We start from the raw sequence: 17,367 nt of genomic DNA, 5'->3' as shown, positions 1-17,367 counted from the left end.
GAATTGAAAAAATTAACCCAAATGAGAAAAGTTATTGCATTTTTAGTGTTGGTATTAGTCTTAGGTTGTCATCAAGGAAAAGAACCGATTGTTGGTGAGACCGAGTTTCAAAAGAAGATGAATGCTGATTTTAGAGATGCAACAAGTTCGCCACTTAAAGGAAGAGCTAAAAAGAATTTTAAAGGACTTGATTTTTTTAAGTTTGACTCGGCTTATGTAGTTACTGCTCAATTAAAACGTACACCAGACTCTAAGTGGTTTAATATGAAAACGAATACTGACCGTTTATCTAGAGAGCGTGTTTATGGTGTTTTGACGTTTGACTTACAAGGGCAAACTTATCAGTTGAATGTATACCAAGGCGAAGATTCTATTACTAGCGAAGATCAGCAAGATTATTTGTTTTTACCTTTTTTAGACAACACAAATGGAGAGACGACTTATGGAGGCGGACGTTATATTGATTTAAAAATTCCTGAAGGCGACACTATTGTGGTTGATTTTAACAAAGCTTATAACCCTTATTGTGCTTACAATGAGAACTACTCTTGCCCAATTGTGCCAAGAGTAAATTACTTAGATACCAACATACAAGCAGGTGTGAAGGCATATAAAAAATAAAAGCGCCATTTTAAACGACGCTTTTATTTAAGATTATTGTTTTATTATTCGTTTGGAGAGTGCTCCACTACTGGTTTTTAATTGTAATAGATATACTCCATTGGAAAACGAGCTGCAATCGATTTTAGAGAGCGACTCTTGAGAGTGAAATATAAGTCTTCCGTTTATGTCAATTACTTCAATACTTTCTATAGTAATATGAATAGGTAGTTTTATATTTACTACATTGGAAGTTGGATTAGGATAGATACTTATTTTGGATAATTCTTCAGTTTCGATACCTAATGTACCACTTACTTCAAAATATTGCTTGTCGTAAAGTGACCAAGTGCCATCTGCATTTTGTACTCTCACAAATACGTAATGATCGCCTTGAGCTAAACTACCAGATGTAGCCACAATAACATTTTCGTCAATACTATCACCAGATGTCGTTATTGAGTTTCCGTTACCTTCTCCAGGATCTACGTCAATAAAATATTCAGCAGCTACAATAGATGCATTATTGAAAAACGTAGGTGTTCTTACAGAAAATACTGTATGTGTGTAAACACTATAGTTGCCAGCAGTATTACCAACACGTATAAATAATCTGTGGCTTCCTGTAGGTAAACCTGTTGTTGGAATGGCAAGATTTTGGTCTACGGTTTCAGTATCAGTGATTGTTACTTGATTGCCTAAACCTATGCCAGGATCAGCGTCAAAATAATATTCTATGCTGTTAATATCAGCTATATTAATCTCTGCTAGTGGTACAACTGAAAACACTATATGGTCATATAAAGACCATACATCGTTTGCATTTTTTACTCTTACAAAGGCTCTATGGCTACCTTGCGGTAATGTGTTTGTAAGAAATGCTAAATTCTCATCCAAGGTTTCGCCTGTAGGTATTGTAATTACTGTTGCATTTCCAGTTCCAGGGTCAGTACCAAAATAGTATTCAGCAGCTGTAATATCATAATTGTTTAATACAGCAGGACTATGGTTAATGCTAAAAGCTACATTGTCATATGCGCCATAAGTTCCATCGCTATTTTTTGCTCTAATGAATAATTTATGACTACCAGAACTTAAAGCAGCTGTTGGAATATTGAACGATTGGTCAATAGTCTCCATAGCAGCTACAGATAATTGTGTGCCGTTTCCAATACCAGGATCTGTATCAATATAATATTCAAAACCATCAATGTTTGCTGTATTAAACGTTGCGTTAGCTGCTTTAACACTAAAGCTTTGAGAATAGTAATAGCTAGTGCTGCCATCATCTTTTACAGCGCGTACAAATAGCTTGTGGTTGCCAGCAGATAATCCTGTTGTAGGAATACTAAAGTTTTGATTAAGCACTTCAGCATCTGGATCAATATCTATACTTGTGCCATTGCCAATACCAGGATCGGTGTCAAAGTAATATTCTATTTCAGAAATATCACCTTGAGCAAACGATAGGTAAGCGGTAAGCAAAAAAGTTATGTGAATAAGTCGTTTCATAATCAGTTTATTTTTTGATTATTAATTAGACTTATTAGCATTTGCCTTTACGTTTACGTTGATGTTTTCACCAGCTTCAATTAAGTTGTTGCTGATAGTAAAGCTTGTTAAGTATGGTAATTCGGTTGGGTAACCACGCATATCAAAATCGTAATCACCATTGTAGATACCGATGTCATTTCCGTCAGAACCAGCATTTAGACCAGGAGAACTTGGAGAAAGCGTGAAATCATCTTCAGGAGCAATATCAAAAGCCGATGATGCTACACTGGTAAAAAATGGATTTTGGTTGTCGAAATTACCTGTTCCAGGCATTGCAAGCGTAAGCGTACCACCAGTTGACATATAGCTAATAGAGTTGTTAAGAGTTAGTGTTCTACCTGTAGTTGGTGTAAATAAAGTGTTTATTCCGTTTGAGATAAATATATTATTGAAAGCAGTTACATCACCAGTCATGTTTGGGAAAATATTTGTGTTTCCCCATGTATGGTTGATTCTAACAATGTTATTGTTAAAAATGGTTGTGTCGTTAAAGTATCGTAAGGCGTAACTAGCAGTTGCATTACCGTTTAATAATGTAATGTGGTTATTGGTAATTACGGTATTTATACATTTTGTTGGGTCTGCATGAAGTGTGATACCAAAATTAATGACATTACCTCTTATAATCCAGTTGTTGTTGGTAGTGGTATGGCCAGCATTTGTAGAGCCCACAAAAATAGTTTGGTTAACAAAGTTATCTTCAATAATAATATTATCAGATGTAGATGTGCTTGAGTTGTAAGTGATGTAAGTACTGATGTAAAACCCACTAATTTTAATGTTATCAGCATCAATTCTAACACTAGATAATTCAGATCTTCTACCATCATTTAGTTCCGGTGCATAACCAGAACCAAAAAGAGTAATTTCTTTGTTGATAGTAACAGCTCCATAACTTGTTAAAGACGGTTGTACGTAAATAATGTCTCCATTATTAGCTGCTGAAATAGCATCAGTAATGTTATTAAACATATGAGCAGGAGACGTGTCAATAACAGGGTCGTTATCAACAATAAGAATGTTTTGAGCTTGGGTGTAGCTAAGTACAAAAATTGATAATACAGTAAATAGTTTTTTCATGATAATTAGGTTTGATTAATAACATTTCAAAAGTCCTAATTGTCAGTAAGAAAAAACATACGATATATGTCGTATATTTAATTATATGATTGGATGTTAATTATTTAGTTAGGTATATGCCTGCAAAAACCGCTAAAAATCCAACTATAAAACTAGCAATTGTATATAGCGCAAAACTTGTAAAATCACCTGATTTTAAAAAGACATGGTTTTCGTAAGCAAAGGTTGAAAATGTGGTGAATCCACCACAAAAACCAGTGGCTAAAAGCAGTGTTTGATTTGAAGACAGTGTATTGTTTTTAACTGCTAATCCTAAAATAATGCCAATGAGTAAACTCCCTAAAATATTTGCTGCAAATGTACCATAAGGAATTCCAGTTTCGGTGCTGTTAAGATATTTGCTTAGGATGTATCTTAAAACACTTCCAAAACCACCACCAACAAACACAAGAAGTAAGTTTTTCATCTATTTTACAGCAATGTATATTTTAGTTATCCAATCAGCAGGATTAGGTGTGCTTGTAGGATCGGTTAAGTACGTTTCAAGCATTGGTCCGTTTTCATCGGTGAATTCAAGATTATTTTCGGTGATATACTTCATAGTAGTATCCCAAGCCTCTTTTAAGTTAGCATAATCGCCAGTAAGAGTTGTTTCAACTGCTTTAAATGGTTGTAACTGTCCTGTTAAAATATCACTATCATCAGCAGTAATTACTTGAGATGTTGTAGGTATGCAGCACGAAAACATTACAGCATTATTGGCTTCGTCCCATTTGTGATAATATACAAAAGGAGGTCCAGCCATAGTTATATTGTGTGTAATAGCATAAGCACCAACTTTAGGTAACATATCCTGCATTTTAGTGTCTAACTCACTAATTTTACAAGATGTAGTATTGTATAGGTAAAAGCCACCACTGTGCTGCGTTACTCCATTTACTTTAATTGAATAGACTTTCATAGACTCAACAACTAAACTATCTAGTTTTTCTAAACCACGCTCAAAGTCTGGACCAATCATGTTGTCAAAACCACCAGAAGCTAATGCAGAAGCTTTAAAGATGAACGGAACATTGTCGCTGTTCATTTTCCATACTACATTAGTTTTACCATCTTCGGTAGGAGTAAATTCCCATTGTATTTTTGAAGGGTCAAAATCACCAAATTGTAATTCTTGATCAATAGAAGTATTAGGTTTGGTTGCTAAGGTTTTCATATTGCCTTCTCCGTGGGAATCCACCCATGAGTAAGCACCTCCAACACCTTTGGTTTGTTCGCTAAGAGTAATTACTGTTTCTGGATCTTTTTCAACCCAAGACGACCATGCTTCCCAGTTTTTAAAATCAATAACATTATTGTAAATAACAGCAGCAGGCGCATTGATTGTACGTTCTCTTTTAACTTCAAAAGAATTAGGCTGTACAGCAATGTAAATAGCAATACCTATAATGAGTATAAGAAGTAAAAAGAATATATATTTTAAAGCTTTCATCTTTGGTTTTAAAGTTGTTTTACCAAAGATAATTAAAAAAGCGATACTATTATTATCGATATAGCATCAAGAAACTACATGAATACAAATTTAATTGTGGAGATAAAAAAGATGAAAGAAATAAAAGCTATTAGCACCCAAATAACGCCTTTGTAATAACGTTTATGTAGCTTAAGGTCTTTTTTGTAGGTGAAAATTAATACAATAATAAATGCTATTGCAAATAAAATTCCAAAAACCCATTGCCCTTTAGTAAACATAAAATTAAATTTATGTAAAATTAAATATTTATATTTCAAAAATTTTTAAAAAAAGCATAAAATAATACTAATATACTAATGAAAGATAAAATTGAAGCTGTAAAAGCTTTTCACTCAGCATTTAAAATAGGACATAGAGAAACCCCAAAAGCCGATTTAGGTTTAGAAAAAAATATGTTGCGTTATAAACTGATGAGAGAAGAAAATGAAGAGTATCTAGAAGCAGCAAATAACAATGATTTAGTTGAGGTTGCAGATGCGCTTGGTGATTTACTTTATATTTTATGCGGAACTATTATTGAACACGGTTTGCAATATAAAATAGAAGAAGTTTTTGAAGAAATACAACGCAGTAACATGAGTAAGCTTGGTGAAGATGGAGAGCCTATTTATAGAGAAGATGGTAAAGTGTTGAAAGGTCCTAATTATTTTAAACCTGATATCGCATCTATTTTAGATAAATAAAAAAAGAGAAGCAATGTTGCTTCTCTTTTTTTTAAACCTTAACTCTCCAACCAAAAGGGTCGTCAGTTCTGTTATATTGTATGTCTGTAATTCGTTTTTTCAATAATGAAGCGTAGCTGTTTTCTAGTTCTGGCAGGTCGTAATCAGTTCCTTTATATCCAAAAGCAGCTATTGGAGATACAACAGCAGCAGTACCAGAGCCAAACATTTCTTTAAGTGATCCATTTTTGGCAGCTTCAACAACTTCGTTCACCGATATTTTTTTGACTTCAACATTTATACCTTCGGCTTTTGCAATTTCAATAATACTCTTACGAGTAATCCCATCTAAAATTCTATCGCTAGTAGGTGCAGTCATTAACGTGTCGTTAATTCTAACAAAAATATTCATTGCGCCAGCTTCTTCAATATATTCGTGAGTGTTATCGTCAGTCCAAATAACTTGATTGTATCCTTTTTGAATTGCTAACTGAGTTGGGTAAAATTGACCTGCATAGTTACCACCAGCTTTAGCATATCCTACACCACCATTAGCTGAGCGCGAGTATTTTTCTTCAATAGCCACTTTAACTTTACCAGAAAAATAAGCGCCAGAAGGTGCAGTTGCGATAATAAACTTATACGCATTGGCAGGCGACGCATGAAAACCATTTCCAGAAGCAAAAATAAAAGGTCTTATGTACAAAGAACCGCCAGAGTTTGTAGGAATCCAATTGCTATCCAGTTTTAAAAGTGCTTTTAAGCCTTCCATAAAATACGCTTCTGGTAATTCAGGGATTGCCAAACGTTTTGCTGAAATATTTAAACGCTTACAATTGTCCATTGGGCGAAATAACCACACGTCTTCATTAGTGTCTTTATAGGCTTTCATGCCTTCAAAAATAGACTGTCCGTAATGAAATATTTTAGCAGAAGGGTCTAAAGTAATAGGTTGGTAAGGTACAATTTTAGGAGTTTCCCAAGCGCCATTTTTATAATCGCAAACCAACATATGATCTGAAAACACACTACCAAATGCTAAATTGTTAAAATCTACATCACTTATCTTGCTTTTTTCACACTTAGTTACAGGGATATTGTTGATTATATTTTCCATGGATATGTTTTGAGTATATTTTGCAAAATTATGAAAATATAATGGTATTTAATTTAGTATTGGATTAAGAACTCGTCTAAACTTTTTCAATTGGCTAAAAAAGTATTGATTTTTATGCACTTTTGATTTTATAAAAGTGATTGTGTTTTTAACTTTTATAAATGATTATTACGCAATACTCTTTGTATTATACCTTAAATTAAAAAGTTTAGAAACATTCTAACAAAAAAAACAAGTATCTTAGTGGCGTTATTAAAATTTATTAAAATTATGAGAAAAATAGCTGCCCTTTTGGTTGTGTTAGTTGCTTTTGCAGCGTGTAAAAGTGAAAAGAAAGAACCTGCAAATGATACTGTAAAAGAAGAAGTGACTTATGCTTCTTTTGGAAAAGAAATAGTTGCTGATGATGCCGTTGATGCTAAATCTATGGCAAAGCATTATAAAGACATGAGTGTAGGAGATAGTATTCCTTCTAAAATGATTGCTACTGTTGAAGAAGTATGTCAAGCTAAAGGTTGTTGGATGAAATTAAAACTAGAAGATGATAGCCAAGTTATGGTGAAGTTTAAAGACTATGCTTTTTTTGTGCCTAAAAATATTGCAGGTAAAGAAGTAATCATAAACGGACAAGCTTTTGTTACTGAAACTTCAGTAGATCAATTACGCCATATTGCTGAAGATGGAGGAAAAACAACTGAAGAAATTGAAGCAATAACTGAGCCTAAAAAAGAATATGCTTTTTTAGCTGATGGTGTATTGTTAAAAGAAGAGTAAATGAGACTATTTGCTTGCATAGCTTTGACTTTTGTGCTTTTTGGGTGTGGTGAGTCTGATAAAAAAGAAACCACTGAGCAAAAAGAGGAGATTGTGTATGATATGTACGAACCGTCTGAAATGGCTATCCTCATGAATCAAATGTATGAACACAACATGAAGGTAAAGCAAGATATTTTGGAGGGTAAAACACCAACACAATTTCCAATGGATTTTCTTAAAATCCATTCTGCTGAAATGACCAAAGCATCTGATAGAAATGAAACTTTTGAAAGCTTTTCAAAGTTGTTTATAGCAACAGAAAAGGAAATATTCAATGACGAATCTACAGTAGATGTCAAAGAAAGGTTTAACAACGCTGTAAACCTGTGTGTGGCATGTCACCAAACCAGTTGTACAGGTCCAATACCTAGAATAAAAAAGTTGCTTATCAACTAGTTTTGAAGCGAAAAATTATTACCACAGCAGATGGTTCTAAAACCATTCAAATTGAAGATTGGAACGAACAATACCATTCTGTTCATGGTGCTATACAAGAGGCTATGCATGTTTTTATACTGCATGGTCTTTTTTGTTTTTTAGATAGCCATAAACCAATTTCTATCCTTGAAATAGGTTTTGGTACAGGACTAAATGCATTTATTACACTTTTAGAAAGTGAAAAAAGCAACCTTCATATCAATTACACAGGAGTAGAGGCTTATCCTGTAACACAAGAAGAAGTTGATGCTCTAAATTATACCGAACAGTTAAAAACTAACAACACTTTATTCTCTAAACTACACCAATGCGATTGGGAAGTATTACATCATATTACACCTAAATTCTCATTAACCAAGCAGCAGAAGTTTTTTAAAGATATTGATGCTGTAGCAGAATTTGATCTCATATACTTTGATGCTTTTGGAGCAAGAGTACAACCAGAACTTTGGACAGAAACTGTTTTTGAACTAATGTATAAAGCATTAAAACCCAAAGGCGTATTAGTTACCTATTCCGCAAAAGGAAGTGTAAGACGCGCAATGCAAACTGTAGGGTTTAGTGTTGAAAAGCTTCCTGGACCACCAGGAAAACGTGAAATGCTTAGAGCTACTAAGTTAGAAGTTTAAAGTTTAGTTAAATCTGTTAAACCTTAATTAAATACCAAGTCTAAGGGTAAACTATTTCGTAATTTTATTAAAAAATTGTAAATGAGAGTCTTAATTACAGGCGCAACAGGTTTGATAGGAAAAGCAATAGTGAAGCAATGCCATAAAAAAGGTATTGAAGTTCATTATTTAACAACTTCTAAAAATAAAATAAGTACAGCAAGTAACTATAAAGGATTTTATTGGAATCCTAAAAACAATGAAATTGATAGTGAGTGTTTTGTGGGTGTAGATGCTATAATTAATTTAGCAGGAGCCTCAATTTCTAAACGTTGGACACCAAGCTACAAACAACAAATTTTAGACAGTAGAATTCAGTCCTTAGAGTTGTTGAAATCAACCCTTGCAAATGAAAATATCAGTGTAAAACAAATTATTTCGGCAAGTGCTATTGGTGTTTATCCTGATTCTTTAACCAATTATTATGAAGAAACTTTTGATGAAGTTTCGCCAACATTCTTAGGAAAGGTGGTCAATGCTTGGGAAGATAAAGTTGATGCTTTTAAAGCGTTAAACATAAAAGTAACCAAAGTTAGAATAGGCTTGGTTTTAGATGCTAAGGAAGGTGCGTTACCAGAAATGGTTAAACCTGTAAAGTTTGGTGCTGGAGCAGCTTTTGGCGAAGGCACACAATGGCAATCTTGGATTCATGTAAAGGATTTAGCTAGACTTTTTGTGTATACATTTACCGAAGAACTTGAAGGTGTTTATAATGGCGTAGCTCCAAACCCTGTCACCAATAATGAGTTGATTAAAGCTATTGCAAAACAAAAAAAGAGACCTTTGTTATTACCTAATATTCCAAAATCCATTATGAAACTTCTATTAGGAGAGATGCATATACTGCTTTTTGAAAGTCAAAGAGTGAGTAGTAAGAAAATAGAAGATGAAGGGTTTCATTTTAAGCATCATCATCTACAACCAACACTTGAAGATTTATTAAAATAGAACATATAAAAAAAAGCCACTCCAAAAAGAGTGGCTTCAAATTTTATCTTGAAAATTAATTAAGACTTGTTAGCCTTAACAGTAATTTTTAATTCAATATCATCGTTGATGAACTTATCACCTAAGTTATCAAAGAACGATTTTGAACCGTATTTTACGTCCCATTTAGAACGGTCAATAGTAAATGTTTCACTAGTGATAGTAACAGAATCTCCACTTTCAGTAACCGTTACAGGAATAGTAATGTTATTAGTTTTCTCTTTTAACTTTAAGTTTCCAGATAAGTTTCCGTTTTCAAAACCAGTTACTTCAAAACCAGCAGAAGGGTATTTTTCTACGTCAAAGAAATCAGCATTTTTTAAATGACCAACTAATTTACCGTTCATTTCTTCCTCAGCAGGAATATCAGTAACAGTAATAGAATTCATGTCAATTAAAAACGTACCACTTTCAATAGCTCCATCTTTTACAGTAACTACACCGCTTTCAACAGCAATAGTTCCGTCATGGCTTCCTGTAGGTTTGTAACCTTTCCAAGTTATAGTTGAAGCAGCAGCATCCACTGAGTATTTAGTGGCTTCTGCAGTAGTTTCAGCTACTGTTTCAGCATCTGTAGTTTCAGCTTCTTTAGCCTTATCTTTACAACCAACAACTGCAAGTCCTAAAAACGCTACAAATAAAATATTTAAAAAATTAGTTTTCATATAAAGTTTAAGTTTTTGTGTTAAAGAACAAATTTAAATATTTAAAAAGACACTTTTGTTAAAAAAGCGTAAAAAATATTTAGTGACATTTTGACATTTTAATAATAATGGCAGTACTTTTGCCAACTATTATTCGAAGAATAAAGCGCACTTAACAATGAGTAAAAAAGATAAAAGCGAACACGCTGAAAAAGAACAAATACAAGAAGAAGTAACTACTGATACAGCTCAGGTAGAAGAACTTAGCATAGAAGAAAAACTAAATGAAGATTTAGCAAAAGAAAAAGACAAGTTTATGCGTCTTTTTGCTGAATTTGAAAACTACAAAAAGCGTACTGCCAAAGAGCGTCTAGATTTATTTAAAACTGCAAGTCAGGATGTAATGTTGGCAATGTTGCCAGTTTTAGACGATTTTGAAAGAGCTTTAACGCATATTGAAGAAGATAAAGAAGCTGAAGATTTAAGAAAAGGCGTATTGCTCATCTATCAAAAGCTATTAAAAACCCTAGAGCAAAAGGGGTTGAGCGCTATTGTAGTAGAACAAGGAGATATGTTTAATGCAGATGACCATGAAGCTATTACCCAAATTCCTGCTCCAAGCGACGATTTAAAAGGAAAAATTATAGACGTTGTTGAAAAAGGATATAAGCTAGGAGATAAGGTAATACGTTTTCCTAAAGTGGTTATTGGACAATAAAAGATATGGCAAAAAGAGATTATTACGAAGTATTAGGAGTCAGTAAACAGGCTACTGCAGCAGAAATAAAAAAAGCTTACCGTAAAATGGCATTAAAATACCATCCTGATAAAAATCCGGATGATAAAGATGCTGAAGCTAAATTTAAAGAAGCAGCCGAAGCTTATGAGGTTTTAAGTAACGCTGACAAGAAAGCACGTTATGACCAATTTGGTCACCAAGCATTTGAAGGCGCTAGAGGCTTTGGTGGTGGAGGCATGAATATGGATGACATATTCAGTCAGTTTGGTGATATTTTTGGAGGTGCTTTTGGTGGAGGTGGTTTCTCTGGTTTTGGAGGCGGATTTGGTGGAGGTCAAAGACGCGTTAAAGGAAGTAACTTAAGAATTAGAGTGACTTTAACACTAGAAGAGATTGCTAATGGTGTTGAGAAAAAAATCAAAGTAAAGCGTAAAATTCAAGCACCTGGAACAACCTATAAAACTTGTGGTACTTGTAATGGAACAGGTCAGGTTACCAGAATAACTAATACCATTTTAGGTAGAATGCAAACCTCTGCACCATGTCAAACCTGTGGAGGAGCTGGTCAAACTATTGATAAAAAACCTGCTGATGCTGATGCACAAGGTTTAAAAGTTGCAGAAGAAACCGTTTCAGTAAAAATCCCTGCTGGTGTAGTAGATGGTATGCAACTTAAAGTTACTGGAAAAGGTAACGATGCTCCAGGTAATGGTATCTCTGGTGATTTATTGGTTGCTATACAAGAAGAAGAGCACCCAACCTTAAAACGTGAAGGCGACAATTTGCATTACGATTTATATGTAAGTCTTCCTGATGCGGTTTTAGGAACCTCTACTGAGATTGATACCGTTACTGGTAAAGTAAGAATAAAAATAGAAGCTGGTGTTCAATCTGGTAAAATCCTTCGCTTACGCGGAAAAGGAATACCAAGTATTAATGGTTATGGTAAAGGGGATTTGCTAGTTCATGTGAATGTATGGACTCCAAAAACGCTTAATAAACAGCAAAAAGAATTTTTTGAAAACATGAGAGAAGATGAACACTTTGCTCCAAAACCAGAAAGCAGTGACAAGTCATTTTTTGAAAAAGTTAAAGATATGTTTTCTTAAAAAACTCTTAATTTAATAAAAAACACTATATTTGAATATCACTAATTAACTTTAGTGGTAATTTTTCTTTTTCATAGCAATTTTTTCCCATCCTTAATTTTTTAAGGGTGGGTTTTGTTTTTTTAGACACAATTGTTGATATTTAAATGCCTATAAAAATGCTACTTGTGTAACATTTAATATCTTTACGCAACAAATAAATATATTTCACAAAACAACATATATGAGCAATTTATTAGTGGCTAATTCTGTTTCTAAAAGTTTTGGAAACTTTAAAGCACTAAACAATGTCTCCATTTCTGTACCTACAGGAAGTATATTTGGTCTTCTTGGACCTAATGGAGCAGGGAAAACAACACTTATTAGAATTATCAATCAAATTACAATGCCAGATGAAGGTAGCGTAATGTTAGATGGAGATGCATTACAACCTCACCATATTCAGGATATTGGTTATTTACCTGAAGAACGTGGACTATACAAATCCATGAAAGTTGGTGAACAAGCATTATACTTGGCACAACTGAAAGGATTATCAAAATCTGTTGCTAAAGAGCGTTTAAAATACTGGTTTGATAAATTAGATATTGGTGATTGGTGGAATAAAAAAATACAAGAACTCAGTAAAGGACAAGCTCAAAAAATTCAGTTTATAGTCACAGTTTTGCATCAACCTAAACTGTTGATTTTTGATGAACCATTTTCAGGCTTTGACCCTATAAATGCCAACTTGATTAAAGACGAGATTTTACAATTGAGAGATGAAGGAGCAACTGTTATCTTCTCAACACATCGAATGGAATCGGTTGAAGAGTTGTGCGACCACATTGCGTTAATACACGAGTCTAATAAAATATTGGATGGTAAATTAACAGATATTAAGCGTCAGTTTAAAACCAATACTTTTGAGGTTGGGCTACAAACAGATAACATTAATGAGGTGACTAGATTAATAAAAGATAAGTTTGAAGTGTTTCCAGCTACGTTTAAAAATCTTAATGACGATTTAAAGCTAAATATCAAGCTAAACGCAAACGACACCTCTAACGACCTACTATCGTTTTTAACATCTAAAGCAGAAGTTCACCACTTTGTTGAAGTTGTGCCAAGTGCTAATGATATTTTTATTCAAACTGTAAAAAATAATTAAGAATGAATCATTTATCACTTATAATAAAAAGAGAATACCTTACAAAAGTTAAGAATAAATCATTCATAATCATGACAATTTTGAGTCCGTTGATTATGATTGCTCTTATTGCTGTGGTGGCTTATTTGACTCAGCTTAACAATAATAAAGAACGTACTATTGCCATTTTGGACGAGTCAGGATTGGTAAGCGATATTTTTAAAGATACAGAACATACCACTTACAAAGTTTTAACTAATACTACTCTTGAAGCCGCTAAAGAAGACGTAAAAACTAATGAAACTTATGGTTTATTGTACATCACCAAAAGTGTAGATACCACTCAGTTTTATAACAATGTTACGTTTTACTCAGAAGACACACCATCTTTAACTGTAATATCTTCTTTAGAAAACAAACTCGAAAAGAAATTTCAGGATATAAAATTGGAAAGAGATGGAGTAGACTTAGAGAAGATAAAATCTTCAAAAACAAGTGTTGATATTTCGCAGGAAAGCTTTTCAGGAGAAACCACTTCAAAAATTGATAATGTATTAAAATTAGCCTTTGGTGGTATAGCTGGTTACTTACTGTTTATGTTTATCATTATTTATGGAAACATGATTATGAGAAGCGTTATCGAGGAAAAAACCAGTAGAATAATTGAAGTCATCATTTCTTCAGTAAAGCCTATTCAGCTTATGATGGGTAAGATTATTGGAACATCCTTAGCAGGAATTACTCAATTTGTAATTTGGGTGATTTTAGGAGGTTTAATGATGCTTATTGTGTCTACAATTTTCGGAATTGATTTTAGTGAGATGCAATCCTCTCAACAACAGCTAATGCAACAAGCTATGGAGAGTCCTGAGTTTGAGTCGCAACTAAAACTTGCTTTTGCAGCATTTCAAAACTTACCAATAGCTAACCTTATACTTGCATTCATCTTTTTCTTTGTTGGAGGCTATTTACTGTACAGTTCTCTATATGCAGCCATTGGAGCAGCAGTAGATAACGAAACAGATACACAACAGTTTATGATGCCTATTTTAATGCCTTTAATTTTGGCAGTATATGTTGGTGTATTCACAGTAATTGAAGATCCACACGGAACTGTTTCAACAGTATTCTCATTTATTCCGTTAACCTCTCCTGTGGTTATGCTTATGCGTATTCCTTTTGGAGTACCAATTTGGCAACAACTGTTGTCATTGGCATTATTAATTGGTACATTTATGTTTACGGTTTGGTTTGCAGCAAAAATTTACAGAGTAGGTATTTTAATGTATGGTAAAAAACCAAGCTACAAAGAGCTTTATAAATGGTTGAAATACTAATTGCATGAAAGATTTTTTAAAAGCTTTAAAAGAATCTTACAAGATTACTGATAATATCTCCATAAGCATCATGGATGTTATTATATTGGTTGTAGTCTTGGTTATTGCAAGTGTAATATTAAGACTTATTCGTAAGCTAATTACTAGAAACCTACCGTATTCTGACAAGCAAAAATTTAAAGTTGTTTTTTCCTACGGAAGATGGTTTATATATGTTGTAATAATGCTAATAACGCTGCACACTTTAGGTGTAAATGTTACTGGTATTTTTGCAGCATCTGCAGCACTTTTAATTGGTATTGGTCTTGCGCTCCAAACCCTGTTTCAAGATATTATTTCAGGTGTTTTTATACTTATAGATCAAACAGTACACGTTGGAGACATTATTGAAATAGATGGAAAAGTAGGACGTGTTGAGGAAATTAAATTAAGAACAACTCGAGCAGTAACTATAGATAATAAAGTGTTAATTATTCCTAATCACTTATACTTAACCAATACTTTATACAATTGGACCCAAAACGGAACTATAACTAGAGATAGCGTGTCTGTTGGTGTTGCTTATGGGAGTGATGTACAGTTGGTTAAAAAGCTGTTGTTACAAGCTGCCAATTCGCATCCTGATACTTTAAGCGAACCAGAAACAGCTGTTGTTTTTACCGATTTTGGCGATAGTTCGCTTAACTTTAAAGTGGTTTTTACGCTTAATGATAGTTTTAAAGGACAATTTCCGAGAAGCGATATTCGTTTTGAAATTGACCGATTATTTAGAGAGCATAATATATCTATACCATTTCCGCAAAGAGATATTCACATTATATCAAAACCTAAAGAATAAAACATGCCTAAAATATTAATTATAGAAGACGAAGCAGCTATTAGAAGAGTATTGGTTAAAATACTTTCAGAAGAAAATGATACTTATGAGGTTTTTGAAGCTGAAGATGGTCTTGTTGGAATTGAAAAGATTAAAAAAGACGATTTTGACCTAGTACTTTGCGATATAAAAATGCCAAAAATGGATGGTGTTGAGGTTTTAGAAGCTGTTAAAAAGTTAAAACCTGAAACTCCTATGGTTATGATTTCTGGTCATGGAGATCTTGATACTGCTGTAAATACCATGCGACTTGGTGCGTTTGATTATATTTCAAAACCACCAGATCTTAATAGGTTGCTGAATACTGTTCGTATTGCTTTAGATAGAAAAGAACTTGTGGTTGAGAACACTAGGCTTAAAAAGAAAGTGAGCAAAAACTATGAGATGATAGGTGAGAGTAAGGCGATTCTTCATATTAAAGAAATGATAGAAAAAGTGTCTGCTACAGACGCTCGTGTACTTATTACTGGACCAAACGGAACAGGAAAAGAGCTCGTAGCGCATTGGTTACATCAAAAAAGTGACCGTTCTAAAGGTCCTTTAATTGAGGTAAACTGTGCTGCAATTCCGTCAGAACTTATCGAGAGTGAATTATTTGGTCATGTAAAAGGCGCGTTTACTAGTGCTGTTAAAGACAGAGCTGGTAAGTTTGAAGCAGCTAATGGAGGTACTATTTTTCTTGATGAAATTGGTGATATGAGTTTGTCTGCTCAAGCTAAAGTTCTTAGAGCATTACAGGAAAATAAAATTCAGCGCGTAGGTAACGATAAAGACATAAAAGTAGATGTAAGAGTTGTTGCTGCAACTAACAAAGACTTGAAAAAGGAAATCGCTGACGGAAAGTTTAGAGAAGATTTGTACCATAGGTTAGCGGTAATATTAATTCAAGTGCCTGCCTTAAATGATAGGAGAGAAGACATTCCGTTATTGGTAGATTTCTTTGCCAATAAAATAGCAACAGAACAAGGCTCAACCAAAAAGGAGTTCTCTGATAAGGCTATAAAACTGTTACAAGAATATGATTGGACAGGTAACATTAGAGAGTTAAGAAACGTAGTAGAACGTTTAATTATTCTTGGAGAAAAAATAGTGAGCGAAAATGACGTGAAGTTGTTTGCTTCAAAATAAAACCTAACCGTATGAAAAAGAACATTGATATCAACGATTTTAAGGTAACGCAAAACATTTCTTTAAAAAATGTAAGTACTACCTATGACCTTGAAGCAGATAAAGATAAGATTGAAGATGAAATGGAAGAGGTGTGCGAAGACCTAGCTGATATTCAAAATGCAATGTATGCGCATGGTAAATATGCTGTTTTAATCTGTATTCAAGGTATGGATACAGCAGGAAAAGACAGTATGATACGCGAGGTTTTTAAGGAGTTAAACGCAAGAGGTGTTGTGGTGCATAGCTTTAAAGTTCCAACCGAATTAGAGCTAAAACACGATTACCTTTGGAGGCATTACATTGCTTTACCTGCTCGTGGAAAGTTTGGAGTTTTTAATCGTACGCATTACGAAAATGTATTGGTGACAAGAGTGCATCCTAATTATATTTTAAATGAAAACTTGCCTGATGTTCATTCGGTAGAAGATGTCAACGAAGCCTTTTGGGATAAACGTTTTGAGCAAATTAATAATTTTGAAAAGCACATTGCTGATAACGGAACCATTATCTTCAAATTCTTTTTACACCTTTCAAAAGAAGAACAGAAAAACCGATTACTTCGTAGGTTGGAAAAACAAGAAAAAAACTGGAAATTTTCTCCAGGAGATTTAAAAGAGCGCAAACTTTGGGACAGCTATCAAGAGTGCTATGAAGATGCTATTAATAGAACGTCTAAAGCACATGCGCCTTGGTACACTATTCCCGCTGATGATAAACCTACAGCACGTTATATTGTAGCCAAAATTTTATACAATACACTGAAGCAGTATGACGATATCAAGGAGCCTGAATTAGATGATGACGTAAAAGAAAACCTTCATATTTACAAACAGCAATTAGAAAACGAATAAGTTTTTAAGTTTTCTTTTAGAGTTTAATGTCATTTAAAACTTATCTTTAGCTTTT

At 33.6% G+C, this 17,367-nt stretch carries 19 protein-coding genes; 13 read left to right on the top strand and 6 right to left on the bottom strand.

Annotated elements, in window-relative coordinates; genetic code table 11:
* Positions 1 to 21 precede the first annotated feature (21 nt).
* Positions 22 to 621 (top strand): DUF1684 domain-containing protein, encoded by a 600-nt coding sequence (locus A8975_RS13180; protein ID WP_134201070.1) that lies wholly within the window; start codon positions 22 to 24, stop codon positions 619 to 621.
* 33 nt (positions 622 to 654) lie between these two features.
* On the opposite strand, the gene A8975_RS13175 is transcribed toward A8975_RS13180, so the two are convergent.
* From A8975_RS13175 to A8975_RS13160, 4 genes are all read right to left on the bottom strand, one after another.
* A complete protein-coding gene (locus tag A8975_RS13175) occupies positions 655 to 2,112 on the bottom strand; it encodes a T9SS type A sorting domain-containing protein (protein WP_134201068.1) in 1,458 nt (485 codons plus the stop codon).
* Positions 2,113 to 2,133: 21 nt separating this feature from the next.
* Complete coding sequence (locus A8975_RS13170; RefSeq protein ID WP_134201066.1) at positions 2,134 to 3,234, bottom strand: hypothetical protein; 1,101 nt, start codon at positions 3,232 to 3,234, stop codon at positions 2,134 to 2,136.
* Between the two features lie 100 nt (positions 3,235 to 3,334).
* Positions 3,335 to 3,700 (bottom strand): fluoride efflux transporter CrcB, encoded by a 366-nt coding sequence (gene crcB, locus A8975_RS13165; protein WP_131507825.1) that lies wholly within the window; start codon positions 3,698 to 3,700, stop codon positions 3,335 to 3,337.
* Entirely contained in the window at positions 3,701 to 4,726 is a 1,026-nt protein-coding gene (locus A8975_RS13160) for an SRPBCC family protein (RefSeq protein ID WP_134201064.1), read from the bottom strand.
* A gap of 338 nt (positions 4,727 to 5,064) precedes the next feature.
* On the opposite strand from A8975_RS13160, the gene A8975_RS13150 reads away from it, so the two are divergent.
* A complete protein-coding gene (locus tag A8975_RS13150; protein WP_131507820.1) occupies positions 5,065 to 5,451 on the top strand; it encodes a nucleoside triphosphate pyrophosphohydrolase family protein in 387 nt (128 codons plus the stop codon).
* 31 nt (positions 5,452 to 5,482) lie between these two features.
* On the opposite strand, the gene A8975_RS13145 is transcribed toward A8975_RS13150, so the two are convergent.
* Positions 5,483 to 6,547 carry a branched-chain amino acid aminotransferase gene (locus tag A8975_RS13145; protein WP_208325375.1) on the bottom strand — a complete coding sequence of 355 codons (1,065 nt, stop codon included), beginning with the start codon at positions 6,545 to 6,547 and terminating at the stop codon, positions 5,483 to 5,485.
* 270 nt (positions 6,548 to 6,817) lie between these two features.
* On the opposite strand from A8975_RS13145, the gene A8975_RS13140 reads away from it, so the two are divergent.
* The 4 genes from A8975_RS13140 (at position 6,818) to A8975_RS13125 (ending at position 9,417) form a co-directional block, all read left to right on the top strand.
* Entirely contained in the window at positions 6,818 to 7,321 is a 504-nt protein-coding gene (locus A8975_RS13140; RefSeq protein ID WP_134201062.1) for a DUF4920 domain-containing protein, read from the top strand.
* Positions 7,322 to 7,759, top strand: coding sequence for a hypothetical protein (locus A8975_RS13135; protein WP_134201060.1), 438 nt, complete (start codon positions 7,322 to 7,324; stop codon positions 7,757 to 7,759). It abuts the gene before it with no gap.
* Between the two features lie 2 nt (positions 7,760 to 7,761).
* Complete coding sequence (gene mnmD, locus A8975_RS13130; RefSeq protein ID WP_134201058.1) at positions 7,762 to 8,430, top strand: tRNA (5-methylaminomethyl-2-thiouridine)(34)-methyltransferase MnmD; 669 nt, start codon at positions 7,762 to 7,764, stop codon at positions 8,428 to 8,430.
* Between the two features lie 81 nt (positions 8,431 to 8,511).
* Positions 8,512 to 9,417 (top strand): TIGR01777 family oxidoreductase, encoded by a 906-nt coding sequence (locus A8975_RS13125; RefSeq protein ID WP_134201056.1) that lies wholly within the window; start codon positions 8,512 to 8,514, stop codon positions 9,415 to 9,417.
* Positions 9,418 to 9,476: 59 nt separating this feature from the next.
* Here A8975_RS13125 and A8975_RS13120 read toward each other — a convergent pair whose 3' ends face one another.
* Positions 9,477 to 10,121 (bottom strand): YceI family protein, encoded by a 645-nt coding sequence (locus A8975_RS13120; RefSeq protein ID WP_129761608.1) that lies wholly within the window; start codon positions 10,119 to 10,121, stop codon positions 9,477 to 9,479.
* 157 nt (positions 10,122 to 10,278) lie between these two features.
* Between A8975_RS13120 and A8975_RS13115 the strand changes: the two genes are divergently transcribed.
* The 7 genes from A8975_RS13115 to A8975_RS13085 all read left to right on the top strand — a co-directional run bounded on the left by A8975_RS13115 (position 10,279) and on the right by A8975_RS13085 (position 17,312).
* Positions 10,279 to 10,818 carry a nucleotide exchange factor GrpE gene (locus tag A8975_RS13115; RefSeq protein WP_134201054.1) on the top strand — a complete coding sequence of 180 codons (540 nt, stop codon included), beginning with the start codon at positions 10,279 to 10,281 and terminating at the stop codon, positions 10,816 to 10,818.
* Between the two features lie 5 nt (positions 10,819 to 10,823).
* A complete protein-coding gene (gene dnaJ, locus A8975_RS13110; RefSeq protein WP_134201052.1) occupies positions 10,824 to 11,948 on the top strand; it encodes a molecular chaperone DnaJ in 1,125 nt (374 codons plus the stop codon).
* A gap of 223 nt (positions 11,949 to 12,171) precedes the next feature.
* The gene (locus A8975_RS13105) at positions 12,172 to 13,098 is read left to right on the top strand and encodes an ABC transporter ATP-binding protein (protein ID WP_129761611.1); all 927 of its coding nucleotides are present in this window, start codon (positions 12,172 to 12,174) and stop codon (positions 13,096 to 13,098) included.
* A gap of 2 nt (positions 13,099 to 13,100) precedes the next feature.
* A complete protein-coding gene (locus A8975_RS13100) occupies positions 13,101 to 14,414 on the top strand; it encodes an ABC transporter permease (protein ID WP_134201049.1) in 1,314 nt (437 codons plus the stop codon).
* Positions 14,415 to 14,418: 4 nt separating this feature from the next.
* The gene (locus A8975_RS13095; RefSeq protein ID WP_131507808.1) at positions 14,419 to 15,252 is read left to right on the top strand and encodes a mechanosensitive ion channel family protein; all 834 of its coding nucleotides are present in this window, start codon (positions 14,419 to 14,421) and stop codon (positions 15,250 to 15,252) included.
* 3 nt (positions 15,253 to 15,255) lie between these two features.
* Entirely contained in the window at positions 15,256 to 16,419 is a 1,164-nt protein-coding gene (locus A8975_RS13090; RefSeq protein WP_129761614.1) for a sigma-54-dependent transcriptional regulator, read from the top strand.
* Between the two features lie 11 nt (positions 16,420 to 16,430).
* Positions 16,431 to 17,312 (top strand): PPK2 family polyphosphate kinase, encoded by an 882-nt coding sequence (locus A8975_RS13085; protein ID WP_134201047.1) that lies wholly within the window; start codon positions 16,431 to 16,433, stop codon positions 17,310 to 17,312.
* Positions 17,313 to 17,367 lie beyond the last annotated feature (55 nt).

Source organism: Meridianimaribacter flavus (genome assembly GCF_004366715.1).
GTDB classification, from domain to species: Bacteria; Bacteroidota; Bacteroidia; order Flavobacteriales; family Flavobacteriaceae; genus Gaetbulibacter_B; species Gaetbulibacter_B jejuensis.
This window is presented reverse-complemented; position numbering and strand designations above follow the sequence as displayed.

Excerpts from the sequence above, each read along its gene's own strand:
- A8975_RS13180 (WP_134201070.1), top strand. The coding sequence starts at position 22 with ATGAGAAAAGTTATTGCATTTTTAGTGTTGGTATTAGTCTTAGGTTGT.
- A8975_RS13175 (WP_134201068.1), bottom strand. The coding sequence starts at position 2,112 with ATGAAACGACTTATTCACATAACTTTTTTGCTTACCGCTTACCTATCG.
- A8975_RS13170 (WP_134201066.1), bottom strand. The coding sequence starts at position 3,234 with ATGAAAAAACTATTTACTGTATTATCAATTTTTGTACTTAGCTACACC.
- crcB (WP_131507825.1), bottom strand. The coding sequence starts at position 3,700 with ATGAAAAACTTACTTCTTGTGTTTGTTGGTGGTGGTTTTGGAAGTGTT.
- A8975_RS13160 (WP_134201064.1), bottom strand. The coding sequence starts at position 4,726 with ATGAAAGCTTTAAAATATATATTCTTTTTACTTCTTATACTCATTATA.
- A8975_RS13150 (WP_131507820.1), top strand. The coding sequence starts at position 5,065 with ATGAAAGATAAAATTGAAGCTGTAAAAGCTTTTCACTCAGCATTTAAA.
- A8975_RS13145 (WP_208325375.1), bottom strand. The coding sequence starts at position 6,547 with ATGGAAAATATAATCAACAATATCCCTGTAACTAAGTGTGAAAAAAGC.
- A8975_RS13140 (WP_134201062.1), top strand. The coding sequence starts at position 6,818 with ATGAGAAAAATAGCTGCCCTTTTGGTTGTGTTAGTTGCTTTTGCAGCG.
- A8975_RS13135 (WP_134201060.1), top strand. The coding sequence starts at position 7,322 with ATGAGACTATTTGCTTGCATAGCTTTGACTTTTGTGCTTTTTGGGTGT.
- A8975_RS13125 (WP_134201056.1), top strand. The coding sequence starts at position 8,512 with ATGAGAGTCTTAATTACAGGCGCAACAGGTTTGATAGGAAAAGCAATA.
- A8975_RS13120 (WP_129761608.1), bottom strand. The coding sequence starts at position 10,121 with ATGAAAACTAATTTTTTAAATATTTTATTTGTAGCGTTTTTAGGACTT.
- A8975_RS13115 (WP_134201054.1), top strand. The coding sequence starts at position 10,279 with ATGAGTAAAAAAGATAAAAGCGAACACGCTGAAAAAGAACAAATACAA.
- dnaJ (WP_134201052.1), top strand. The coding sequence starts at position 10,824 with ATGGCAAAAAGAGATTATTACGAAGTATTAGGAGTCAGTAAACAGGCT.
- A8975_RS13105 (WP_129761611.1), top strand. The coding sequence starts at position 12,172 with ATGAGCAATTTATTAGTGGCTAATTCTGTTTCTAAAAGTTTTGGAAAC.
- A8975_RS13100 (WP_134201049.1), top strand. The coding sequence starts at position 13,101 with ATGAATCATTTATCACTTATAATAAAAAGAGAATACCTTACAAAAGTT.
- A8975_RS13095 (WP_131507808.1), top strand. The coding sequence starts at position 14,419 with ATGAAAGATTTTTTAAAAGCTTTAAAAGAATCTTACAAGATTACTGAT.
- A8975_RS13090 (WP_129761614.1), top strand. The coding sequence starts at position 15,256 with ATGCCTAAAATATTAATTATAGAAGACGAAGCAGCTATTAGAAGAGTA.
- A8975_RS13085 (WP_134201047.1), top strand. The coding sequence starts at position 16,431 with ATGAAAAAGAACATTGATATCAACGATTTTAAGGTAACGCAAAACATT.